Below are 18,076 nucleotides of genomic sequence, written 5' to 3' on the forward strand. Positions count from 1 at the left end.
ATAATAGGCGCTGTATGATGGCGGTCAATCATGTTTTGATTTTTAATGGTTCACATGAAGAATAAAGTTCAATTTTTAGCAGCACTTTGGCTTGCTGTTTCTTGTGGTTCGGCTTTTGCGAGTGTCGAAGATTATGTGGTTACGGTGGATAAAATTAATCGTAATTACAAAGCGGATATTCGACAGTTCTTTGCGCAACTTAATCCGCAGCAAACTAGTTTTACTGCTGAACAGCAAATGCGATATTGTGGAATTATGGGGCGTTATGTAGATCAGCTATATATAGCGGCGGATAAGAATAGAAGTTCGCTTGATGCGCAATATCGAAATTTAACTAAACAAGATGTGATTCAACAAGTAATGTCATCGAAAGAAATGATGATTTTGAAGAAATATAATGTGCAGTGTAATTTGACTTAAATGCTGTTATCTAAGAACTGTCTTATTGTTAAGGCAGTTCAACGATAAAGAAAGAATATTTTTGAAAGATTAAGCGAGTTTCGCTTTGATTTTAGCAGAAACGAGAGCAGGATCGGCGCGCCCGGCTATGAGCGGACGCAGAGAGTTCATCACCTTACCCATATCTTTCATGCTAGTAGCTTCTTGAGCAGTAATTGTTTGCTCAATGATAGAATCAAGCTCTTCCTCAGTCATAGCTTCTGGTAGAAATTGAGATAAAACGTCAATTTCGGCTTGTTCTTTACTAGCTAAATCATCACGACCAGCGCCTTCAAAGGCTTTGATCGATTCTTTACGTTGCTTTATTTGCTTTTCAATGACCGCAAGAGTTTGAGCGTCGTCAAGCTCTTTGCGCTCATCGACTTCGATTTGCTTGATTGCTGCTTGTAGACTACGAATGACCGTTAACTTATCCATTTCTTTAGCACGCATAGTGGCTTTTAAAACTTCAGTTATTTGGTTTTTTAAAGTAGTCATTTATTTTTCCAAGTCGTCAATCAATCACAAATTAATCTTAGTAAAGGCGTGTAGTACGAACTGATTCGCGCGCCAATTTCTTTTGGTAGCGCTTAACAGCAGCAGCTTTTTTGCGCTTACGTTCTTGAGTTGGTTTCTCATAGAATTCGCGCTTACGAACGTCAGCTAAAACACCTGCTTTTTCGCAAGAACGTTTGAAACGACGGATAGCTACGTCTACTGGTTCGCCTTCTTTCAATTTAACTTGTGGCATGAAGAATCCTCATTAAGTTATGGATAAGATCTCAGCTTGATTGCCTTGATCACAAGTGAAGGTCAGTATTTTACTCATTTACATCTCATACCACAAGTCTATAATAGGTTTCGCTTTAGATTTGATATAGGTTGTAGGCAGTTTAATGATCGTTTTAGGCTTAGAAACATCGTGTGACGAAACAGGTTTGGCACTGTATGACAGTGAAAACGGCTTACGCGGGCAAGTTTTGTATAGTCAGATTAAACTGCATGCAGAATATGGTGGGGTCGTACCAGAATTGGCTTCGCGTGACCATGTACGCAAATTAATCCCATTATTAAATCAATTGCTTTCGGACAGTGGCGTTAAAAAATCCGAAATTGATGCGGTTGCGTATACACGTGGGCCAGGATTAATGGGCGCGCTCATGACAGGCGCTTTGTTTGGTCGAACTTTGGCTTTTGCTTTAAATAAACCTGCTATTGGTGTGCATCATATGGAAGGGCATATGTTGGCACCGTTACTCTCTGCGACACCGCCTGAATTTCCTTTTGTTGCACTGTTAGTGTCTGGTGGGCATTCTCAGTTAATGGCAGCCTATGGCATTGGGCAGTATGAATTGCTCGGCGAGTCTATTGATGATGCTGCGGGTGAAGCCTTTGATAAAGTGGCGAAAATGATGGGTTTACCATATCCAGGTGGTCCAAATATTTCTAAACTGGCAGAGCAGGGTGATCCAAACGCATTTGCTTTCCCTCGCCCAATGTTGCATCAGGGCTTAGAGTTTTCATTTAGTGGTTTAAAAACAGCTGTATCTGTACAAATGAAAAAATTGGGTGATGAGAACCGTGATGCTGATATTGCTGCAAGTTTCCAAGAAGCGATTGTGGATACTTTAGTTAAAAAATCCGTTAAAGCATTAAAACAAACAGGTTTAAAGCGTTTAGTGATTGCCGGTGGTGTTAGTGCGAATAAGCGTTTACGCGAACGTTTAGAAGCTGATTTGGTGAAGATACGTGCTCAAGTGTATTATGCAGAACCTGCACTTTGTACGGACAACGGTGCCATGATCGCATTTGCAGGCTATCAGCGTCTAAAAGCAGGGCAACAGGATGGATTGGCGGTAACTACGACACCGCGCTGGCCGATGACAGAGTTAAGTAATCCTGCGGACATTTAAATCGTCTTAATCAAATTGTGTAGTAATAAAAAAAGCCCGACATCCTGTTGGGCTTTTTCGTATGGGGTATTTAGTATAACTCCTGTCGTACCTCACGTCCGAGTGCTGACTTTATCATTGTTGTTTTGAGTTTTTGGAACATCATGTTCTCTATGACTTTATAATATAAATCTTGTGGTGAATGGTATAGCGATTATCTGCCTGAATAGGTGTAAGCAGAAGCTCATAGAGTTGTAATACACTTACCCCTAGGGTTATCCACAGAAATTGCGGATAAAATTAAGGGTTCTAAGTGTTGATTTACCTAGTGTTATTGAATTTTAGTATGTTTTTTGATCTATCTGGAGTGTTGAAAGTAAGAATACTGCTGATAAGAAGTAGATGATCTAAAATATAAATAATTTTTTCATGTGATATATTTGCGGTGAGTTAAATTAAGTTGTGAGTGAGTTCATGTTTAGATAACTGTCAATTTTATAAGAGTTATTTTAATTTTGCGTATAATCAACTAGATTTAATTCATGATGTTTAAATGTTAAAAAATGAGTATTAAAAATATTTTATTCAAAGTAACTGTTTTACCTATATTGCTTGCTATTAGTCCAACTTTTACCAAATTTATAATCTTTAAGTACACATCAATATTCGCTAATCGAGGGCATGCAAATGCCCAGTATAATTTGGGAACACTTTATCAGGTTGGTCAAGGTGTACCTCAAAACTATAAGGAAGCAGTTAAATGGTTTAGAAAGGCGGCTATTCAAGGTAATGATTCGGCTCAGTACAATCTTGGAGTAATGTATCAGAAGGGGCAAGGTGTAGAGCAGAACTATGAAAAAGCTTTTGAGTGGTTTAGCAAGGCTGCGATTAAAGGGATTGATACAGCACAGTTTAACCTTGGATTAATGTATCAAAAGGGTCAAGGTGTAGAGCAGAACTATGAAAAAGCATTTAAATGGTTTGGCAAAGCTGCTGCACAAGGAGATACTGAAGCGCAAAATAACTTAGGTTGGATGTATCAGCATGGTGAAGGCACGTTACAAAACTATGAAAAAGCCTTTGAATGGTTGAGTAAGGCTGCAGCAAAGGGGAGCTCTTTAGCACAAACTAACCTTGGCTGGATGTATCAGCAAGGTCAAGGAGTTATTCGAAATTATACTCAGGCATTGGAATGGTATCGCAAGGCAGCTAAACAGGGCGTTACAAAGGCGCAATATAATATTGGAAGGATGTATCTGAATGGTGAAGGTGTGACCCAGAGTGATACGAAAGCCTTTGAATGGATTCATAAGGCTGCTCTTCAGGGAGATATGGATGCACAAAATCACCTTGGAGTAATGTTTGTTACGGGTCAAGGTATTTCTCAAAGCAATATGAATGCATTTGAATGGTTTAGTACTGCAGCGGCTCAGGGATGTGCTAGTGCGCAAACTAACCTTGGCTCAATGTACTACCAAGGTCTTGGCATAATTCAATGTTATGAGAAAGCGTTTGAATGGCTTAGTAAGGCCGCTGAACAGGAGGATATGAGCGCTCAATATAGCCTAGGTACTATGTATGACAACGGCTATGGAGTTGTCAAAAATATTGTCTTGGCAAAAGAATGGTATTCAAAAGCCGCGAATAATGGTCATGCCCAAGCCCAATTGGTACTTGATGAAATGCAATAAATATAGATTTCGCTAATGCACAAATATTTTTTATTTATAAGACAATAAACTAAATCGAATAAAAAAGCTCAATTTGAGACAATTGAGCTTTTTTATAAATTTAATATAGCGATAAAAAATTAGAGCTGCTGTAATTGCTGTGAACCTACCCAATGTTTTGAGAATTGATAAGCGGCGCGCCCAGAACGTTGCCCACGTGCCTGACACCATCTCAATGCTTCTGCGTGTACTTCTTCAGTCATTGGCATTTTTAATTTTGCTAAATAGTGCTCAACGATTTCTAAGTAAAGTGCCTGATCCATAGGATAGAACGACAACCACAAGCCAAAGCGATCAGACAACGAAATCTTTTCTTCAACCGCTTCTTGAGGGTGTAGTTCTGTGTATTGAGGAACGTCAACGCGGGTGATGGGTGTATTTTCATGCATAAACTCAGGAAGTAAATGACGACGGTTACTGGTGGCGTAAATAATAAAATTACTTGAGCCAGACTGTAATGAGCCATCCAATACACTTTTTAAACTTCGGTAGTTTTCATCTTCAGCGTTAAATGCTAAATCATCACAATAGACGATAAACTTTTCAGGACGGTTTTGAATAATTTTTTGAATTTCGGGTAATTCTGATAAATCATCACGTTCAATTTCAATTAAACGTAAACCTTGATCTTGATATTGGCTTAATAAAGCACGAACAATAGATGACTTACCTGTACCACGTGAGCCTGTCAGTAATACATCGTTTGCAGGTAATCCATTTAAAAATTGTAGTGTATTTTGAATGACTTTGGCCTTTTGACGCTCAATCCCTTTTAGGTCGTCTAAATCAATTTTTTTGGGATGGAAAATAGGAATAAGTTCCTTATTTTGCCACTTAAACGCTGGCGCAGAAAAATCAGGTTCTTGTTTCAATGAGGGGAGCGTTTGATGTAATTGAGCAAGAACTTGCGAGAGTGATTGTAAAATCGTGTCAGGTAATTCGATAGTTGCCATAGTCATTCAGCTTATAATTACGATAAAGTAGCAAATAAGACCAACATCAGCCTTGGTTTTAGACTGTATAGTATTATGACTATGATTGCTAATCGAATCGTAATTCGCTTAAGCCAAATTTTAAAATTGAAAATGAAGAAGTTAAGTTAATGTATTTAAGCGCAGGTGTTTGAGGGAAGCTATGTTATTTCAAGAATTCATACAGGACATGAATCCACATCAAGCCTATCGTATAAAAAAGTTAAAACGCCAATTAGAACATGCGGAAAGTTATGCAGAGTGGAAAAGTATTGCGCTCAAAATTGATCAAGAGTCGGGAGCGCAAGAGTGGAAGTATGATAACTGCTCGCCTTATTTTGATGCGGAAATGATCTCATATCGTTTGAAATTACTAAAACGCTATCGCTATCAGCACCGAACACGTGACTTAATGTATTTATTACGTGAGGGGCTAACCTATGACATTGCCAATATCGCACATCCAATGCTTTTTGCAGCGACGTATGTAGGTACTAAAACTATTATCGAGGACTATATTGAAGAAGTAAGCGCGAGCTTAGCGTTTATTGCCTCAGAAGCTTGCGAGTGTCTTTCTCATCAAGAGAAAATGGATTTCTTTAAACATTGTGAAAAAGCCTATGGACAGCCAGCGTTAATGTTCTCTGGAGGTGCAACTTTAGGTTTGTTTCATACTGGGGTGTGTAAAGCCTTACTTGAGCAGGATTTAATGCCTAAAGTGCTTTCAGGTTCAAGTGCGGGTGCAATTATGACTGCTATGCTTGGTGTCTCAAATCCTGAAAATATTTCGAAAATATTAAATGGCGAGAACTTTTTTAGTGAAGCTTTTCATTTTCGAAAGTTGGGTGACTTGTTAAAAGGCAACGGTGGCGTTGCCGATGTGAAGTATTTGAAAAAATTCCTCGTTGAAAATTTAGGCAATGTTACTTTTGATGAAGCATTTAAACAGTCAGGGTTATATATTAATGTAGCAGTAGCACCTTACGATGCTTCACAGGAAGCGCGTATTATGAATACCTATACTTCACCTGATTTATTGGTGTGGAGTGCGGTATTGGCTTCCTGTGCGGTTCCTATTTTATTTCCGCCTGTTAAGCTCACCAGTAAACGCTATGATGGTGAACTTACACCATATATGGCAACGACGCGTTGGGTAGATGGCAGTGTACGGAGCGATTTCCCACAACAGAAAATGGCACGCCTTTATAATTTAAATTACAGTATCGCCAGTCAGGTTAACCCACATATTGTGCCATTTATGCAGGATGATGTTTCTCGGTTCAGACGTGATATGTTGAGTTGGCCTGAGCGTATTATTCGTCGTCAAGGCAAAGTTATCGCTAAGGGTGTGATGGACTTTACGCGTGAACGGGTGGGGAAAGTGCCATCTATACGCCGTTTACTTGATCATGGTTATGGTGTGGTGGATCAGCGCTATTATGGTGATGTCAATATTATTGGTAGATATAGTCTGCGTCATTATAGTTATATGTTGCAAAATCCTCGTCCACACTTATTTAAGTTGTTACAACGCGAAGGAGAGCGGGCAACATGGCCCAAAATATCGAGCATTGAAACTCATGCTCGAATTGGGAAAACCATTCAGCACGCTTTAGAGCTTCTGAATTATCAGCAATTACACCGACAAGAAACACATGTCCAAGTTCATACTGCCTGATTCTAATCATATAGATTGTTTGGAATTAAAAACCAAGACGAACAGCCTGCGATATGGACGCAGGCTTTATTATTTTCAGTATCAAGAAAAACTTTATTGGTTAAAGATGCAAATGAAACAAGGGCATCATATCTACCAACAAGGATTTCAGCATGAATTGGCTTTTTATCAAGAAAGTCTGAACTCTACTTCATTGTCTAGCATCATATTGCCTTGTGACATCGTGCCTAAAGCATTTTTAGCATTTAAGGCAGTAGATATTGAAGTCGAGCAATCCTTAGCGCAGATGCTCATTCTGCCTGATGCAGTGCCATACTTTACAGTGGGTGCTCAGACATTGCCGATTGCAAGTATTCAGCATTATCTATTACGTGCTTTAGATGCCCTACAGGGATTACATGAAGCAGGATGGATACATGCTGATTTAAAACAGGAGCATTTTGTAGAATATCAGGGGCAGGTCAAACTGATTGATTTTGAGCAGGTTCAATCTGTTCGCCAACAAGCGATAACTGAAATGAATGCGACGCCACGCTATATGGCACCAGAATTATTTCACGGTGAAGTGAAAACAATACAATCCGATATTTATGCTTTAGGCATTATTTTCTATGAATGGCTATCTGGGCAGAAATTATATGCAGAAAATTATACAGAATGGGCATATTTGCATTGTCAGCGGTTGCAGATTGAATTACCTGAGAAACTTTTAAGTTTTCAATCACTTCTTTCGAAGATGTTGGCAAAGCATCAAGCCGCAAGATTTGACAATATTTATGCAATAAAACAGGCCTTAGTGTCTGAAATTGCTTAAGAAAAGTACATAAAAGAGGTTTTTGTTTCATATTTAATCAAACAGGAGTTTTTTTCATAAAAAGGGCTTGCCAGAGGAGGGTGATCTCTATAATATACACAGCCATCGGGGGGCGTGGCGAAATTGGTAGACGCACTGGATTTAGGTTCCAGCGCCGCAAGGTGTAAGAGTTCGAGTCTCTTCGCCCCCACCACTTAATCATCAGTTGATGATGTTTAGGTAACAGAGGATTGGTGTAATGGTAGCATGACGGTCTCCAAAACCGTTCGTCAAGGTTCGAGTCCTTGATCCTCTGCCAAATTTATTCACGATAAAGTGAAACCTGGTATGGGGGCGTGGCGAAATTGGTAGACGCACTGGATTTAGGTTCCAGCGCCGCAAGGTGTAAGAGTTCGAGTCTCTTCGCCCCCACCATTTAATATACTGGGAAAGATGAAGCAAGGTTAAAACCTTGTTTTTTTTCATCTGGAGAAAAGTGAATGTTTAAAGTTCACTAAGAAAATTGTGCATATTAAATTTTCTAAATATGAAAATGGGTGTAGAGGATGCTCAATCACTTTCAAAGGATGTTGGATTTGAGAATCGCTGTATTTTAGACTAGCCTGAATGAGTTAAATGTGGCAAATAAAAAAGCCCCGTAGGGCTTAAATCTATAGGAATAGCAACTCGATGAGCTGTGAAAATCGTGTACGACTTACAGGAATGCTTATTTCATTACGCTTTTAAATGATCTTCAAATTCTTCGCCTAATTGCATTGCTAAAGAATTTCCTGCCAAATCACAGGTAACTAAGCCATATTCTTTTTTAAAACTAAAGGTAAAACCACGATCATCAGCGAGGCTTTTAACTGAATAACCTAATTTTTCTAACCAAATACGAAATGCGATTAAATTTTTTGCTTTCACAACCTTTTTCACGAGAGAACTCCTGTAAACATATAAATATTTAATAGGGATAGGCAAAATTTTTTAAAGGGCAAAAACCTACTTTTTTATTTATAAGCATTTTTTTGCCTAATTTCTATGCTGTTGTGTAATTGATTTGGTGAACTTAATTGAGGGGGAATAGTTGAATGAAAGTAAAAATCAATTAGTATTTTTAGATTAAAGATTTGATTAATAAAATATTATTTTCTTTAAAATCGGAAAATATTTTTGTATTAAGGCATTAAGCATCAATATGTGAGAAATATTTTGTTATGAGAAATTATTTTGCAATAGATGTAAAAAAGCTCACCGAAGTGAGCTTTTTTTGATGGTGGGAAATATTAGAGACCAGCAGAAGACTTAAGTGCTTCAACTTTGTCTGTTTTTTCCCAAGTAAATGCAGTATCTGAACCTTCGCGACCAAAGTGACCATATGCAGCAGTTTGCTTGTACATAGGTTGAATAAGGTCAAGCATACGTGTAATGCCGTATGGACGTAGATCGAAGTGTTCACGAACCAATTGAATAATCAATTCATCAGGCACTTTGCCCGTGTTAAATGTATTAATAGAAATAGAAGTCGGCTCGGCAACACCAATTGCGTAAGACACTTGAATTTCACATTTATCAGCTAAGCCAGCAGCCACAATGTTTTTCGCAACATAACGACCAGCATATGCAGCAGAGCGGTCAACTTTAGATGGGTCTTTACCAGAGAAAGCACCACCACCGTGACGTGCCATACCACCGTAAGTATCTACAATGATTTTACGACCTGTTAAACCACAGTCACCTACTGGACCACCAATCACAAACATCCCTGTTGGGTTGATGTGGAATTGAGTGCCTGTGTGGAACATATCGGCAGGAATAATTTTTTTCACGATTTCTTCAATCACAGCTTCTTTTAAGTTCGCTTGTGAAATTTCAGGATCGTGTTGTGTAGACAGTACAACTGCGTCTAAACGTACAGGCTTGCCATTTTCATAAGCAAAAGTCACTTGGCTTTTTGCATCTGGGCGTAACCATGGAAGTGAGCCATTACGACGTAATTCAGCTTGTTTTTCCATTAAACGGTGTGCATATGAAATTGGAGCAGGCATAAGCACGTCAGTTTCACGGCTTGCATAACCAAACATTAAACCTTGGTCACCTGCACCTTGGTCTTCAGGTTTTTGACGGTCAACACCCTGAGCAATTTCAGGAGACTGTTTACCAATCATGTTGATGACCGCACAAGTCGAACCATCAAAACCTAAATCTGAATGGTGGTAGCCAATACCGTTTACAGTTTGACGAACAACAGCTTCGACATCAATGTTTGCAGTTGTTGTGATTTCGCCAGCAAGTACGACAGCACCCGTTTTTACAAGCGTTTCACAAGCAACCCGCGCATATGGGTCTTCTTTTAAGATTGCATCCAAGATAGCATCACTGATTTGATCAGCCATTTTATCTGGATGGCCTTCGCTTACAGATTCCGAAGTAAATACAGCGTACTCGCGCATAAGTCCTATCACAGTTAATTTTAAAGACGCAATATCTTACATCGAGTTAGACTTTAGGACTAGCTCAACTTGTATAAAAAAGGATGAATTTATTTCAATTCAATGACTTTTTATTTGATATAAGCATCTATAAAACTGATAAAGAAGGGGTAATTCTTTATATAGTTAATATTAAGAGTAGATAAATTACACAATTAGATGCAATTTTCTCAGATACAAATCACGGTCTATTTGCCTGAAACTAGCTAAATAACTTATCTGAAGTTGAATTATAGCAACTTAACCTTTCATTTATATTAAAAAATAGAACGGTTTGAATGTGGTTGGTGTTAGCGCAGAGTTTTTCTTGGTGGTTTAAGATATTTGTTCTGCGATGCTGTAATGTTGGGGGTAGAAGTTCTATTCAAAGATTAGTTATATGCATTCTTGGTTTGCCGTTTAGATCCTTTGTAATATGTAGCTAAAGGATGACTAGATATCTATCATGATCACAAAAAGACTGAGATGTTGTATGCAACAAATCAGTCAGATTTTGGAGGTCAGTGAATCGCTATGGTTAAGCGTACTTTGAATTAATTAAATTGATACGTGTAGGAGAGGATCAAACGTTCATCAGGATTGTCTAAATAGGTGTTGTTATCCATCATAAAAGCTATCTTATTAGAGGAATCACACTTTTTATGGGAAGGGCTTCGTTAGAGCTAAGTTAACTTTGCTTTGATTCTGTATTGAGCTGGAATAAACATAAATTTTGAGTAAGGGGGAGCTATTTTTCATTTTGATCTGTGTTTTAAAGCTTTAATCTGATTTTGCATGTACAGCGATAGAACGGAAGACATGGTTGGGCGTAACTCTAGATCAAAATAATAATTTTTTTGTTTGCTCGTATAAATAAAATTCTTAATATTTCCATTCATTCAAGTCCACATAAGTAGCAATTAATAAGGAAAAATTGTGTATAAGGCTTTACCCATATCGCTTTTTTTAAGACAATAGTGCCTAGTTTTGAATGTGATATTCATCTTCTTTAAATTGTTTTAATTGGACTCTGATCTATGACAACCCCTTTGAACGAACGTCGTATTGCAAATGCAATTCGTGTATTGGCTATGGATGCTGTGCAAAAAGCCAACTCAGGACATCCAGGTGCACCAATGGGGATGGCAGATATTGCAGATGTCGTTTGGCGTGAATTTTTAAATCATAATCCGACTAACCCGCAATGGGCGAACCGCGACCGTTTTGTATTGTCGAATGGTCATGGTTCAATGCTTCAATATGCATTGTTACATTTAACAGGTTATGAGCTTTCAATCGAAGATTTAAAAGCGTTCCGTCAGCTTCACTCTAAGACACCGGGTCACCCAGAATTGGGTTATGCACCTGGTATTGAAACTACAACTGGGCCGTTGGGTCAGGGTATTGCCAATGCTGTAGGCTTTGCGTTGGCTGAAAAAACTTTGGCAGCGCAGTTCAACAAAGAAGACTTGGCAGTTGTTGACCATTTCACTTATTGTTTCTTGGGTGATGGCTGCTTAATGGAAGGTGTTTCACACGAAGCATGTTCACTTGCAGGTACTTTAGGTCTAGGTAAATTAATTGCTTACTATGACGACAATGGTATTTCAATTGATGGTGAAGTTGAAGGTTGGTTCTCTGACGATACAGAGCAACGTTTCAAATCTTACGGCTGGCAAGTACTTCGCGTGGATGGTCATGATAACGATGCGATTCGTGCTGCAACTTTAGAAGCGAAAGCGGAAACTCAAAAACCGACCATCATTATTTGTAAAACAATTATTGGTTTAGGTTCGCCTAACAAGCAAGGTAAAGAAGACTGTCACGGTGCACCACTGGGTAATGATGAAATTGCATTAACACGTGAAGCTTTAGGCTGGACTGAAGGTCCATTTGAAATTCCTGCTGACGTTTATGCAGCTTGGGATGCGAAAGCGAAAGGTGCTGAATCTGAAGCGGCTTGGGATGCGTTGTTTGCTCAATATGCAGCTAAATATCCGACTGAAGCAGCGGAGTTAAAACGTCGCCTTTCAGGTGAATTACCAGCTGAATTCCTTGCGCAAGCCGATGCGTTCATTGCTGAAACCAATGCTAAAGCAGAAACAATTGCAACGCGTAAAGCAAGCCAAAATACTTTACAAGCGTTTGGTCCATTATTGCCTGAATTATTAGGTGGTTCTGCGGACTTAGCTGGTTCTAACTTAACACTTTGGAAAGGTTGCCAAGGTGTTCAAGATAACCCTGCTGGTAACTATGTACACTATGGCGTACGTGAATTTGGTATGACTGCAATGGCGAATGGCGTTGCTTTACACGGTGGTTTCATTCCTTACGTTGCAACATTCCTTATGTTTATGGAATATGCACGTAATGCGGTGCGCATGTCTGCACTTATGAAACAACGCGTAATTCACGTGTATACGCATGACTCAATTGGTTTAGGTGAAGATGGTCCAACGCACCAACCTGTTGAACAAATTGCATCTTTACGTGGTACACCAAACCTAAATACATGGCGTCCAGCAGACACCGTTGAAACTGCGGTTTCTTGGAAGTCTGCGCTGTCTCGTCAAGAAGGTCCTTCTGCGTTAATTTTCTCTCGTCAAAACTTACCATTCCAAACACGTACTCAAGCGCAAATTGAGAACGTGGCAAAAGGTGGTTATGTATTGGCTGAAGAAAAAGGCGAATTAAAAGCAATTATTATTGCAACAGGTTCTGAAGTATCGTTAGCGATGGAAGCTTATGCACAATTAGAAGGCGTGCGTGTCGTTTCTATGCCATGTGCTGAAGAGTTCATGAAGCAAGATGCTGCGTACCGTGACGCGGTTCTGCCTGCTCATATCCGTGCACGTGTAGCGGTAGAAGCAGCGCATGTTGATTACTGGTGGAAGTTTGTTGGTCTAGACGGCAAAGTGATCGGTATGACAACGTATGGTGAATCTGCACCAGCGAAAGACTTATTCCAATTCTTCGGTATTACCACTGAAGCGGTTGTGAACGCGGTTAAAGAATTGACTGCTTAATCGGTCATTTCTAAATAAAAAAACGCCTCACTATGAGGCGTTTTTTTATGCGCTTAAAGTTCATAAATCATAACAATAAGAACAAATAAAACTTTATTAGAGAGGGATCGCACCGCTAAAAGCCTTAGGGTTTTATATTTCTAAAAGTAAATAGATCAAGCTTTATTGGAGAGATGCTGAGTTGGCATGCAAGCGATTCATTTACTGTGTAATCTGTCACAATCGTTCTACTAAAATTCAGAATCATATTAATTCGTTAAACTGTTCTAAATTTGAAACATATCGTCTTATTCATAACAGTGAATTATAATTTCAAAGGTATACACTAATAATCATTCTGAAACGAGATACAATCACATGAACTTCAAAACATTAACTTTGGGTTTGGCAGTTGCTTCAGTTGCAACGTTCTCTATGGCAAAACCTGTTGCATATCAAATTGATCCAACACACACAGCAACTGTGTTCTCTTGGAGCCACTTTGGTTTCTCTACGCCATCTGCGAACTTTAGCGATATTCAAGGCACAATTAACGTTGACAATGACAAGCCTGCGAATTCTTCTGTAAATGTGACGATTCCATTGGCAAGCTTAAATACCAATGTAAAAGCATTAGATGAGCATTTGAAAAAAGCTGAATTCTTTGATGCGATCAATTATCCAAACATTACCTTCAAAAGTACGAAAGTAGAATCTTTAGGTAATAATCAATATAAAATTACAGGTAATTTAACAGTTAAAGATGTGACTAAACCTGTTGTGCTTGATGCTGTAATGAATAAGCAAGGTGAACATCCAATGACTAAGCTACAGTCGATTGGTTTTAATGCTACAACTTCATTTGACCGTTCTGCATTTGGTGTCGGTGCATATGTGCCGAATGTGGGTGATAAAATCACGGTCAATATCACCACTGAAGCATCAGTTCCTGCGAAGAAATAATCTCCCCACGATTTCTTCAGGAAAGTAAAAGGCACTCATATGAGTGCCTTTTTTAGGTTCGTTGCTTATTGGAAGATAGGGAGGATTGATTTGATCTAGCGATCTTACTCAATATGCTGCATGAAAAATTGTAAGACTTGTGGTGCGCTTTGTTCTAAAGCAGGTGCAAAACACTGGTTATCTGTACGAAGGGCTTGAATGTCAATTTTCGCATGACGTAATTCACAGGTATGGCCGATCAGCCATTTTTCCATTGCATCTGCGGCAACCTCAATGTGGAATTGTAAGGCCAAAATGTTGTTACCCACCTTAAATGCTTGATGAGGATAAAGGTTGGAGCTTGCTAAAAGTTCAGCTTGTTCAGGTAAATCAAAGGTATCGCCGTGCCAGTGCAAAACTGGAGTGTCCTGCAGTGTTGCAAGTGGGTTCTGGACGACAGGTTTGATCTCCAAACTGCTCCAGCCAATTTCTTTTTGTGCGCCAGCATAGACTTTGGCACCCAGCGCATGTGCAATCAATTGTGCACCTAAACAAATCCCTAAAGTGGGTAGGTTACGTGCTAAACGCTGTTGTAATAGTTCAATTTCTTGTTTTAAAAAAGGGTAGTCTTCAGTTTCATAGACCCCAATTGGACCGCCTAAAATAACAGTGAGTCCTTCATGTTCTAGGGCTTTACGTAGGTTATCGACACCTGCTTCTACATATCTCACACGAAAGCCGAGTTGATAAAAAGTATCCTCTAAAGCACCAAGGTCTTCAAAAGCAAGATGTTGAATGGCATAAATGGTCTCAGGAAAATCGGGAGCTGTTGTTTTCATACGCTTTGAATTGTGATGAATAAACGAAATGGTTTTGAATATATACTAAAATAATAAAGCTGAGTAAGTAATAAAGTTTAAACATTAAGGCTTGCTTTTAAAAAGCTTTGCTAGACTTGATCACTTGTTTTTGTATATTTTCATCTGCCATACCACGCGCAAGGCTAATCGTACCCACCAGTTGGCAAAGGAGGCCTCATGCTTTGCTGGTTTATTTGTAATACTTGTGCTTAGAGAGAAATTAGATGGGTTTGGCTGTAATAGGACTGATTTTTGTTTGATGATCTTATTTAAAAAACAACCCGAATTTTAATCAAATCAAAAGATTGTTCTCACCTATTCAAAAATAAAAACAGCGAACCTAAGTTCGCTGTTTTCGTTTGCAAGAAAATGAAAACAAGTTTCAAAAGAGGGATTAGAAGAAACCTGCTGGTTTGGTTGAGTAGCTCACTAACAAGTTTTTAGTTTGTTGGTAGTGATCAAGCATCATTTTGTGGTTTTCACGTCCGATACCTGATTTCTTGTAGCCACCGAATGCCGCGTGCGCAGGGTAGATGTGGTAACAGTTGGTCCATACACGACCTGCTTCAATCGCGCGACCAGCACGATAAGAAGTGTGTGCTGAACGTGACCATACACCTGCACCTAAGCCATAAATGGTGTCATTGGCAATTTTGATGGCTTCATCAAAGTCTTTGAAGGTAGTTACAGACAAGACAGGTCCAAAAATTTCTTCTTGGAAAATCTTCATGCTGTTATTACCTTTGAAGATGGTTGGTTCAATGTAGAAACCACTGCCGACTTCGTTACGTGCACCACCGCCAGTAAGTACTTCTGCACCTTCGCCACGACCTGTTGCAATACAGCCCAAGATTTTTTCTTGTTGCTCTTGAGAAGCTTGCGCACCAATCATGGTGTCTGTGTCTAATGGATGTCCTGTTTTAATACGTTTTACACGTTCAATAGCTTTTTCAAGGAATTTGTCTGCAATGCTTTCTTGAACGAGAGCGCGTGAAGGACATGTACATACTTCACCTTGGTTTAAAGCGAACATTGCAAAACCTTCAAGGGCTTTGTCTAGGTAGTCATCTTCACGATCCATGATATCTTCAAAGAAAATGTTTGGAGATTTACCACCAAGTTCCAGCGTTACAGGAATAATGTTTTCAGTCGCATATTGCATAATCAACTGACCTACTTGCGTAGAACCAGTAAATGCGATTTTCGCAATACGTGGGCTAGTTGCAAGTGGACGGCCCACTTCAGCACCAAAGCCATTGACGATGTTCAAGACACCTTCTGGTAATATGTCTTGAATTAATTCAGCAACCAATAAAATACCGACAGGGGTTTGTTCGGCAGGCTTAAGAACAATACAGTTGCCTGCTGCCAGTGCTGGAGCAAGTTTCCATGCCGCCATAAGAATTGGGAAGTTCCATGGGATAATTTGACCCACTACACCCAATGGTTCATGGAAATGGTAAGCAATCGTATCTTCATCAATCTCAGAAATTCCGCCTTCTTGTGCACGAATACAACCTGCAAAATAACGGAAGTGATCGATTGCTAGAGGGATGTCAGCCGCAAGTGTTTCACGGACAGGTTTACCATTGTCCCAAGTTTCTGCAACTGCCAGTAATTCAAGATTTTGTTCTAAACGATCTGCAATTTTAAGTAACAGATTTGAACGTGTTGTAGGAGAGGATTTGTTCCATTGAGCCTTAGCTTTGTGCGCTGCATCAAGCGCAAGTTCGATATCTTCAACCGTTGAGCGAGGAATTTTTGTGAATACTTTGCCATCGACAGGCGAGATGTTTTCGAAGTATTCTCCTTTAATAGGTGCAACCCATTGGCCACCAATAAAGTTTTCGTATTGTGCTTTAAATTGAACCTTAGAACCAGGTTGATTAGGATCGACGTAACGCATATATAATTTCCTTTGCTTGTTGTTTATCTCAGCTTCTACAGCTTTGGTATAAGGTACAACAGTACATTATTTGTTTAGCATAACTAGCATAAGGTTGGAGAAAGGTTGGAAAGTAGAAGGTTTACAACAGGACGACAAATGCTTACAAAAACAGTTAAGTACAGGACGTCGAATCATTAGTTGTTGAGAGAAAGCAATGATGAATAAGCAAGCATTATTAGAAAAAAGACAAAGGATTGATCAGTTTCGCCAAAGCAGTAGCCTTTCGCCATTACATGCAGAACAATTAGGGCAAAGTATTGCAAGTTCATGGCAGCGTTCTGCTTCGGCAGCGATTCCCAAAGACCGTATGGCAGCGCCAATTAATCATCAGCATCGTCGTGGTTTAAACGGTGCATTAGAGCATGCCTTACAACTTTGCACGGAAGATCTCAAACATATTGCACAGCAATCTTCCATGGTGATTGCTGTAGGTGATATCGGTAGTACCATTGTGTGGTCGGCATCGAGTAATCAAATGCAAAGAGCTGCTGAAAGTGTACACTTTGTTGAAGGTGGGCAGTGGCGAGAAGAGTTGGTCGGTACTAATGCATTAGCATTGTCGTTAAAAACCCAGCAATCGAGTTGTGTGTTTTCTAATGAGCACTACATGACTTCTATACAGGACTGGGTGTGTTATGCGGCACCTATTATTGATCCTTATTCAAAGCAACTATTGGGGGTCATCGATTTATCGACCACATGGAAAAACCACAATAGCTTGGGACTTTTGGCTGCTGAGCGCTGTTCTTCGATTATTCAATCCGCCTTATTGGAACATCAAAAGCAACAGTTATTTATTCGTGCATTTGCTGTGCCACAAATTTTGTTTAATGGTAAAGCTTTGGTACTGACGCCACGTCAAATTGAGATTCTTGCGATTTTGGCTTTGTGTCCTCAAGGGCTAACTTTGGATACCTTACATCAAGCACTATATGGGGAACGTAAGGTTAGTGTGGGAACATTAAAAGCTGAAATGTCACAACTTCGTGATATTTTGGGAGGCATGTTAGGCTCAAGACCTTACCGTTTGTTGGTCAATGTAGATGCGGATTTTTTACAGGCTGAGCAAGCTTTAGATGCTGGATATTTGGAAACCGCATTAAAGTTGTATACAGGCGTGTTCTTGGCGAAAACCGAAAGTCCATTTTTATGTGCTTGGCGGGATTGTTTAGAGTCACGTTTAAGTGATGCCATTTTTAAAGCCAACGAAACAGATGTATTGCTGAAACACGTGGCGCATTTTCCAGAAGCTATAGATGCGGTAGAGCGTTTGATTGAACTGATGCCTAAGACACATCCTGTCCATCAAACGCTATTGAAATTTAAGGATAGAGAGGACTTTTAA

The 18,076-nt window shown here is 39.4% G+C and carries 15 protein-coding genes and 3 tRNA genes; 11 read left to right on the forward strand and 7 right to left on the reverse strand.

Annotated elements, in window-relative coordinates; genetic code table 11:
• Positions 1 to 54 precede the first annotated feature (54 nt).
• Complete coding sequence (locus I593_RS10940; protein WP_016167637.1) at positions 55 to 420, forward strand: hypothetical protein; 366 nt, start codon at positions 55 to 57, stop codon at positions 418 to 420.
• Positions 421 to 489: 69 nt separating this feature from the next.
• Here the strand turns inward: I593_RS10940 and I593_RS10945 are convergent, their stop codons facing one another.
• A complete protein-coding gene (locus tag I593_RS10945; protein WP_016167638.1) occupies positions 490 to 936 on the reverse strand; it encodes a GatB/YqeY domain-containing protein in 447 nt (148 codons plus the stop codon).
• Positions 937 to 973: 37 nt separating this feature from the next.
• Positions 974 to 1,189 carry a 30S ribosomal protein S21 gene (rpsU, locus tag I593_RS10950; RefSeq protein WP_001136722.1) on the reverse strand — a complete coding sequence of 72 codons (216 nt, stop codon included), beginning with the start codon at positions 1,187 to 1,189 and terminating at the stop codon, positions 974 to 976.
• A gap of 145 nt (positions 1,190 to 1,334) precedes the next feature.
• Here rpsU and tsaD point away from each other — a divergent pair, with 145 nt between their 5' ends.
• A complete protein-coding gene (gene tsaD / locus I593_RS10955) occupies positions 1,335 to 2,351 on the forward strand; it encodes a tRNA (adenosine(37)-N6)-threonylcarbamoyltransferase complex transferase subunit TsaD (RefSeq protein WP_016167639.1) in 1,017 nt (338 codons plus the stop codon).
• Positions 2,352 to 2,893: 542 nt separating this feature from the next.
• Positions 2,894 to 4,021 (forward strand): tetratricopeptide repeat protein, encoded by a 1,128-nt coding sequence (locus tag I593_RS10960; protein WP_016167640.1) that lies wholly within the window; start codon positions 2,894 to 2,896, stop codon positions 4,019 to 4,021.
• A gap of 119 nt (positions 4,022 to 4,140) precedes the next feature.
• Here I593_RS10960 and I593_RS10965 read toward each other — a convergent pair whose 3' ends face one another.
• The gene (locus tag I593_RS10965; RefSeq protein WP_016167641.1) at positions 4,141 to 5,013 is read right to left on the reverse strand and encodes an ATP-binding protein; all 873 of its coding nucleotides are present in this window, start codon (positions 5,011 to 5,013) and stop codon (positions 4,141 to 4,143) included.
• Between the two features lie 181 nt (positions 5,014 to 5,194).
• Here I593_RS10965 and I593_RS10970 point away from each other — a divergent pair, with 181 nt between their 5' ends.
• From I593_RS10970 to I593_RS10990, 5 genes are all read left to right on the forward strand, one after another.
• On the forward strand, positions 5,195 to 6,709 hold the full coding sequence (locus I593_RS10970; protein WP_016167642.1) for a DUF3336 domain-containing protein: 1,515 nt from the start codon (positions 5,195 to 5,197) through the stop codon (positions 6,707 to 6,709).
• A 106-nt stretch (positions 6,710 to 6,815) separates the two neighbouring features.
• A complete protein-coding gene (locus I593_RS10975; protein ID WP_051195117.1) occupies positions 6,816 to 7,523 on the forward strand; it encodes a serine/threonine protein kinase in 708 nt (235 codons plus the stop codon).
• A gap of 108 nt (positions 7,524 to 7,631) precedes the next feature.
• A tRNA-Leu gene (locus I593_RS10980) sits at positions 7,632 to 7,716 on the forward strand.
• 31 nt (positions 7,717 to 7,747) lie between these two features.
• Positions 7,748 to 7,821, forward strand: a tRNA-Trp gene (locus I593_RS10985).
• A 31-nt stretch (positions 7,822 to 7,852) separates the two neighbouring features.
• A tRNA-Leu gene (locus I593_RS10990) sits at positions 7,853 to 7,937 on the forward strand.
• A gap of 300 nt (positions 7,938 to 8,237) precedes the next feature.
• On the opposite strand, the gene I593_RS10995 is transcribed toward I593_RS10990, so the two are convergent.
• The gene (locus I593_RS10995; RefSeq protein WP_016167644.1) at positions 8,238 to 8,441 is read right to left on the reverse strand and encodes a hypothetical protein; all 204 of its coding nucleotides are present in this window, start codon (positions 8,439 to 8,441) and stop codon (positions 8,238 to 8,240) included.
• A 350-nt stretch (positions 8,442 to 8,791) separates the two neighbouring features.
• On the reverse strand, positions 8,792 to 9,958 hold the full coding sequence (metK, locus tag I593_RS11000) for a methionine adenosyltransferase (protein ID WP_016167645.1): 1,167 nt from the start codon (positions 9,956 to 9,958) through the stop codon (positions 8,792 to 8,794).
• 1,055 nt (positions 9,959 to 11,013) lie between these two features.
• On the opposite strand from metK, the gene tkt reads away from it, so the two are divergent.
• On the forward strand, positions 11,014 to 13,002 hold the full coding sequence (gene tkt, locus I593_RS11005) for a transketolase (RefSeq protein ID WP_016167646.1): 1,989 nt from the start codon (positions 11,014 to 11,016) through the stop codon (positions 13,000 to 13,002).
• A gap of 357 nt (positions 13,003 to 13,359) precedes the next feature.
• Entirely contained in the window at positions 13,360 to 13,944 is a 585-nt protein-coding gene (locus I593_RS11010; protein ID WP_016167647.1) for a YceI family protein, read from the forward strand.
• Between the two features lie 104 nt (positions 13,945 to 14,048).
• On the opposite strand, the gene I593_RS11015 is transcribed toward I593_RS11010, so the two are convergent.
• Together I593_RS11015 and exaC are read right to left on the reverse strand one after the other, a co-directional pair.
• Positions 14,049 to 14,762, reverse strand: coding sequence for a glutamine amidotransferase (locus tag I593_RS11015; RefSeq protein WP_016167648.1), 714 nt, complete (start codon positions 14,760 to 14,762; stop codon positions 14,049 to 14,051).
• 415 nt (positions 14,763 to 15,177) lie between these two features.
• Positions 15,178 to 16,689: an acetaldehyde dehydrogenase ExaC gene (gene exaC, locus I593_RS11020; RefSeq protein ID WP_016167649.1), complete on the reverse strand. Its 1,512-nt coding sequence runs from the start codon at positions 16,687 to 16,689 to the stop codon at positions 15,178 to 15,180.
• 196 nt (positions 16,690 to 16,885) lie between these two features.
• Here exaC and I593_RS11025 point away from each other — a divergent pair, with 196 nt between their 5' ends.
• A complete protein-coding gene (locus I593_RS11025) occupies positions 16,886 to 18,076 on the forward strand; it encodes a hypothetical protein (protein WP_016167650.1) in 1,191 nt (396 codons plus the stop codon).

It is taken from the genome of Acinetobacter tandoii DSM 14970 = CIP 107469, assembly GCF_000400735.1.
In the GTDB taxonomy this organism is placed as follows: domain Bacteria; phylum Pseudomonadota; class Gammaproteobacteria; order Pseudomonadales; family Moraxellaceae; genus Acinetobacter; species Acinetobacter tandoii.